Annotated in this window: 2 rRNA genes; both read right to left on the bottom strand. The window is 56.1% G+C overall.

Going from position 1 to position 4,851, the window contains the following annotated elements:
* Positions 1 to 3,087: ribosomal RNA gene (locus tag NJC10_RS11160) — 23S ribosomal RNA — on the bottom strand; the annotation flags it as partial.
* Between the two features lie 441 nt (positions 3,088 to 3,528).
* Positions 3,529 to 4,851, bottom strand: a 16S ribosomal RNA gene (locus NJC10_RS11155); the annotation flags it as partial.

The following is a 4,851-nucleotide window of genomic DNA, read 5'->3' as shown; positions in this document are numbered from 1 at the left end:
AAGTCATCGGCCTATTAGTACTGGTCAGCTCCACGAGTCTTCAGTCCTCGCTTCCACATCCAGCCTATCAACCCAGTGTTCTCGCTGGGGGCCTCACACCCTCAAGGGGCAAGGAAATCTCATCTCGAAGCCGGCTTCCCGCTTAGATGCTTTCAGCGGTTATCCATCCCGAACGTAGCTAATCAGCCATGCACCTGGCGGTACAACTGACATACCAGAGGTTCGTCCGTCCCGGTCCTCTCGTACTAAGGACAGACCTTCTCAAATTTCCAACGCGCGCAGAGGATAGGGACCGAACTGTCTCACGACGTTCTGAACCCAGCTCGCGTACCGCTTTAATGGGCGAACAGCCCAACCCTTGGGACCTACTCCAGCCCCAGGATGCGACGAGCCGACATCGAGGTGCCAAACCATGCCGTCGATATGGACTCTTGGGCAAGATCAGCCTGTTATCCCCGAGGTACCTTTTATCCGTTGAGCGACGGCCGTTCCACAACGAGCCGCCGGATCACTAGTCCCGACTTTCGTCCCTGCTCGAGCTGCCACTCTCACAGTCAAGCTCCCTTGTGCACTTGCACTCGACACCTGATTGCCAACCAGGCTGAGGGAACCTTTGGGCGCCTCCGTTACATTTTGGGAGGCAACCGCCCCAGTTAAACTACCCATCAGGCACTGTCCCTGACCCGGATCACGGGCCGAAGTTAGATATCCAGAGTGACCAGAGTGGTATTTCAACGATGACTCCACGAACACTGGCGTGCCCGCTTCAAAGTCTCCCACCTATCCTACACAAGCCACACCGAACACCAATACCAAACTATAGTAAAGGTCACGGGGTCTTTCCGTCCTTCTGCGCGTAACGAGCATCTTTACTCGTAATGCAATTTCGCCGAGTTCACGGTTGAGACAGCGGGGAAGTCGTTACTCCATTCGTGCAGGTCGGAACTTACCCGACAAGGAATTTCGCTACCTTAGGATGGTTATAGTTACCACCGCCGTTTACTGGGGCTTAAATTCTCCGCTTCGCCGAAGCTAACGGGTCCTCTTAACCTTCCAGCACCGGGCAGGAGTCAGTCCGTATACATCGTCTTACGACTTCGCACGGACCTGTGTTTTTGATAAACAGTCGCTTCCCCCTGGTCTCTGCGGCCCCGATCCCCTCACACCAGCAAGTGATGCTCAAGGTTGGGGCCCCCCTTCTCCCGAAGTTACGGGGGCATTTTGCCGAGTTCCTTAACCATGATTCTCTCGATCGCCTTAGTATTCTCTACCTGACTACCTGTGTCGGTTTAGGGTACGGGCAGTTTGAACCTCGCGCCGATGCTTTTCTAGGCAGCATAGGATCACCGGATCACCCACCAAGTGGGCGCCCATCAGGTCTCAAGCACAAAGCTGGCGGATTTACCTACCAGCAGCCCTACACCCTTAGACCAGGTCGATTCCATTGCCTGGCCCGGCTACCTTCCTGCGTCACACCTGTTAATACGCTTGCCTCCCCGGTTCAGGTCCCGCGCTCCCCACCACCATCCTGATCAAAGACCAGGTTTGGGATGGTTCGGGCGGTTAGTATCACCGGCTCAGCAGGGACGGTTCTTCACTGGTACGGGAATATCAACCCGTTGTCCATCGACTACGCCTGTCGGCCTCGCCTTAGGTCCCGACTTACCCAGGGCAGATTAGCTTGACCCTGGAACCCTTAGTCATCCGGCGGACGGGTTTCTCACCCGTCTTTCGCTACTCATGCCTGCATTCTCACTCGTCCACAATCCACCAGAAATCACTCGCTGGCTTCACCTCGTGAACGACGCTCCCCTACCCATCCAACAAAAGCTGAATGCCACGGTTTCGGCGGTGTACTTGAGCCCCGCTACATTGTCGGCGCGGAATCACTTGACCAGTGAGCTATTACGCACTCTTTCAAGGGTGGCTGCTTCTAAGCCAACCTCCTGGTTGTCTCAGCAACTCCACATCCTTTCCCACTTAGCACACGCTTAGGGGCCTTAACCGGTGGTCTGGGCTGTTTCCCTCTCGACTATGAAGCTTATCCCCCACAGTCTCACTGCCACGCTCTCACTTCCCGGCATTCGGAGTTTGGCTGAAGTCAGTAACCTTGTAGGGCCCATCGTCCATCCAGTAGCTCTACCTCCGGGAAGAAACACGTGACGCTGCACCTAAATGCATTTCGGGGAGAACCAGCTATCACGGAGTTTGATTGGCCTTTCACCCCTACCCACAGCTCATCCCCTCCATTTTCAACTGAAGTGGGTTCGGTCCTCCACGCGCTCTTACACGCGCTTCAACCTGGCCATGGGTAGATCACTCCGCTTCGGGTCTAGGACACGCGACTCAATCGCCCTATTCAGACTCGCTTTCGCTACGGCTTCCCCACACGGGTTAACCTCGCCACGTATCACTAACTCGCAGGCTCATTCTTCAAAAGGCACGCCGTCACCCCTACAAGGAGGCTCCGACGGTTTGTAGGCACATGGTTTCAGGTACTATTTCACTCCCCTCCCGGGGTACTTTTCACCATTCCCTCACGGTACTTATCCGCTATCGGTCAACAGGTAGTATTCAGGCTTACCAGGTGGTCCTGGCAGATTCACACGGGATTTCTCGGGCCCCGTGCTACTCGGGCAACCCTCCAACGGCGGCGGAATGCATTTCGACTACGGGACTCTCACCCTCTACGGTCCGCCATCCAAAGCGGTTCGTCTATACACCCGCACCTCACCGCGCCATGCCGGCAGACATGACAAGGAGGGGCCCACAACACCGCACATGCAACCCCTGCCGGGTATCACACACATACGGTTTAGCCCCATCCGCGTTCGCTCGCCACTACTAACGGAATCACTTTTGTTTTCTCTTCCTGTGGGTACTGAGATGTTTCACTTCCCCACGTTCCCTCCAACCCGTCTATGTGTTCAACGGGCGGTCACACGACACGTCGTGCGGGGTTTCCCCATTCGGAAATCCTGGTCTCAACGTCCGGTTATCGACTCCACCAGGCTTATCGCAGATTCCCACGTCCTTCTTCGGCTCCTGTTGCCAAGGCATCCACCATGCGCCCTTAGAAACTTTCACACACATGAAAGCCCTAAAATGAGCAAATATAACTAAGATGTCATTCTCGGCGTCACCACACCTCACACCACGTCCCCAGGGGGAAACACGGCGATCAACAGTGCAGCAACAAAAATAAGATGCTCGCGTCCACTATGCAGTTCTCAAACAACAACCCCCACACCCGCTCACCACACCACAACGATGCGACTCACCAAGCAAGGGAAACAGAAACAACACCACCCAACAACCCCAAAAGGCTGCCAGGCGCCTGCTGTCCCAGGACCCAACAGTGTGCCAACACCAGAAACCATCACCAGCCCCAACCATTCCAACCAGCTGCAAACAGCCGGCGTACTCAGCCAGAACCAGGACACTCCCCAGCACCATTCGTTGATGTTCCACCCATGAGCAACCCGCCATCACACACGCGGTGATGCAACGGGCACTAATGCTCCTTAGAAAGGAGGTGATCCAGCCGCACCTTCCGGTACGGCTACCTTGTTACGACTTAGTCCCAATCGCTGGTCCCACCTTCGACGGCTCCCTCCACAAGGGTTAGGCCACCGGCTTCGGGTGTTACCGACTTTCGTGACTTGACGGGCGGTGTGTACAAGGCCCGGGAACGTATTCACCGCAGCGTTGCTGATCTGCGATTACTAGCGACTCCGACTTCATGGGGTCGAGTTGCAGACCCCAATCCGAACTGAGACCGGCTTTTTGGGATTAGCTCCACCTCACAGTATCGCAACCCATTGTACCGGCCATTGTAGCATGCGTGAAGCCCAAGACATAAGGGGCATGATGATTTGACGTCGTCCCCACCTTCCTCCGAGTTGACCCCGGCAGTCTCCCATGAGTCCCCACCCGAAGTGCTGGCAACATGGAACGAGGGTTGCGCTCGTTGCGGGACTTAACCCAACATCTCACGACACGAGCTGACGACAACCATGCACCACCTGTGAACCCGCCCCAAAGGGGAAACCGTATCTCTACGGCGATCGAGAACATGTCAAGCCTTGGTAAGGTTCTTCGCGTTGCATCGAATTAATCCGCATGCTCCGCCGCTTGTGCGGGCCCCCGTCAATTCCTTTGAGTTTTAGCCTTGCGGCCGTACTCCCCAGGCGGGGCACTTAATGCGTTAGCTGCGGCGCGGAAAACGTGGAATGTTCCCCACACCTAGTGCCCAACGTTTACGGCATGGACTACCAGGGTATCTAATCCTGTTCGCTCCCCATGCTTTCGCTCCTCAGCGTCAGTTACAGCCCAGAGACCTGCCTTCGCCATCGGTGTTCCTCCTGATATCTGCGCATTCCACCGCTACACCAGGAATTCCAGTCTCCCCTACTGCACTCTAGTCTGCCCGTACCCACCGCAGATCCGGGGTTAAGCCCCGGACTTTCACGACAGACGCGACAAACCGCCTACGAGCTCTTTACGCCCAATAATTCCGGATAACGCTCGCACCCTACGTATTACCGCGGCTGCTGGCACGTAGTTAGCCGGTGCTTCTTCTGCAGGTACCGTCACTTTCGCTTCTTCCCTACTGAAAGAGGTTTACAACCCGAAGGCCGTCATCCCTCACGCGGCGTCGCTGCATCAGGCTTTCGCCCATTGTGCAATATTCCCCACTGCTGCCTCCCGTAGGAGTCTGGGCCGTGTCTCAGTCCCAGTGTGGCCGGTCACCCTCTCAGGCCGGCTACCCGTCGTCGCCTTGGTGAGCCATTACCTCACCAACAAGCTGATAGGCCGCGAGTCCATCCATGACCGAAATTCTTTCCAACA

Origin of the sequence: Micrococcus sp. M4NT, from assembly GCF_033790745.1 — a bacterium.
GTDB lineage: Bacteria > Actinomycetota > Actinomycetes > Actinomycetales > Micrococcaceae > Micrococcus.
This window is presented reverse-complemented; position numbering and strand designations above follow the sequence as displayed.